Below are 1,609 nucleotides of genomic sequence, written 5' to 3'. Positions count from 1 at the left end.
GCCTTGGTGGCGCCGCAGGTCAGCGCCACCGCCAGGCTTTGCACGATCTCCGGCGCGTCGGCGCCGATCATGTGCACCGCCAGCACGCGGTCGGTGTCGGCGTCCACCAGCAGCTTCATGTAGCTGCGTTCGGCACCGCCGATGAAGGTCTGCTTCATCGGCCGGAAGTCGGCTTCGAACACCTTGAGCGTGTGGCCGGCGGCCAGCGCCTCGGCCTCGCTGGGGCCGATGGTGCCCACCGGCGGCAGCGTGAACACCGCAGTGGCGATCAGGCTGAAGTCGGGCAGGGCCACCGCACCCGGCTCGCTGCCGAAGTGCAGGTCGGCCCAGGCCCGGCCTTCGGCAATGGCCACCGGCGTCAGGTTGCGCTTGTTGGTCACGTCGCCGATGGCGTGCACGCCAGGCACCGGCGTCTCGAAGCGCTCGTTCACCGGCACCGCCCCCACGCGGTCGGTCTGCAAGCCCAGCGTCTCCAGGCCCAGGCCTTCGGTGTTGGGGCGGCGGCCGGTGGCGTTCAGCACAAAGGGAAAGCGGTGCGTCATGCCGCTGGGCATGTGCAGCTCAAAACAGTCCGCCTGCCGGGCCACGCGTTGCGGGCTCTGGCCGGGGTGCAGCACCACGCCGGCGGCTTCCAGCGCCTGGGCCACGCGGGTGCGCAGGTCCTCGTCGAAGCCGCGCAGCGGCTGGCGGTCGCGGTAGAACAGGTGCACCCGTGCGCCCAGCCGGGCCAGGATGCTGGCGAATTCCACGCCGATGTAGCCGCCGCCGATCACGCCCACCTCGGCCGGCACGGCCTGCAGGTCCAGCACGTCGTCGGAGGTGGGGCAGTCGCCGATGCCTTCGATGCTGTCACGCACCGGCCGCGCGCCGGTGGCAATCAGCAGGTGGCGCGCGGTCAGCCGCTGCTCGCCCACCACCACGGTGTTCGGTCCGTCGATGCGGGCCCAGCCGTCGATCACCTGCACGCCGGCGCCGTTGAGCAGCTGGCGGTACACCCCTTCCAGCCGGCGGGTTTCGGCGGCCTTCTGCGCGGCCCAGGGCGCCATGTCGAAGGCGGCGGCTTCCACCGCCCAGCCGTAGCCGCGCGCCTCGTGCAGCGCGTCGCCCAGTTGGGCGGCGTACATCATCAGCTTCTTGGGCACGCAGCCGCGGATGACGCAGGTGCCGCCGACGCGGCTGCCCTCGATGATGGCCACCTTGGCGCCCAGGGCCGAGGCCCGGCGCGAGGCCGCCACGCCGCCGGAACCGGCGCCGAGGGTGATCAGGTCGTAGTCGTAATCGGACATGGCAAGGGGGCTGCAAAAGGGGAGCCCGCACTGTGGCACACCGGCTGCCTACACTCCCGGCATGTCCGCCCCGGTTTCCCCTGAACAACGCGCCGCCGAGCTGCGGCGCCTGCTGAACGAGCACGCCCACGCCTATTACGTGCTGGACGCGCCCACCATCCCCGACGCTGAATACGACCGGCTGTTCCAGGAGCTGCAAGCCATCGAGGCCGCACACCCCGAATTGCTGACGCCCGATTCACCCACCCAGCGCGTGATCGGCGCGGTGCTGGAAGGCCTGACGCCGGTGCGCCACACCGTGCCCATGCTGTCGATCAAGACCG

1 protein-coding gene and 1 pseudogene are annotated in these 1,609 nt (G+C 71.2%); one reads left to right on the top strand and one right to left on the bottom strand.

Features of this window, described 5'->3' with window-relative positions:
* Positions 1–1,286, bottom strand: a 1,286-nt coding sequence (locus ABNT58_RS04375; RefSeq protein ID WP_348752289.1) for an FAD-dependent oxidoreductase, incomplete at its 3' end; no start/stop codon positions are given.
* A 61-nt stretch (positions 1,287–1,347) separates the two neighbouring features.
* Between ABNT58_RS04375 and ligA the strand changes: the two are divergent.
* Positions 1,348–1,609, top strand: a pseudogene (gene ligA, locus ABNT58_RS04370) (NAD-dependent DNA ligase LigA); the annotation flags it as partial.

This window comes from uncultured Aquincola sp. (genome assembly GCF_964001545.1).
Taxonomy (GTDB): Bacteria; Pseudomonadota; Gammaproteobacteria; order Burkholderiales; family Burkholderiaceae_C; genus Aquincola.
Note: the sequence above shows the minus strand (reverse complement) of the source record. Positions and strands in the feature narration are given on the sequence as shown.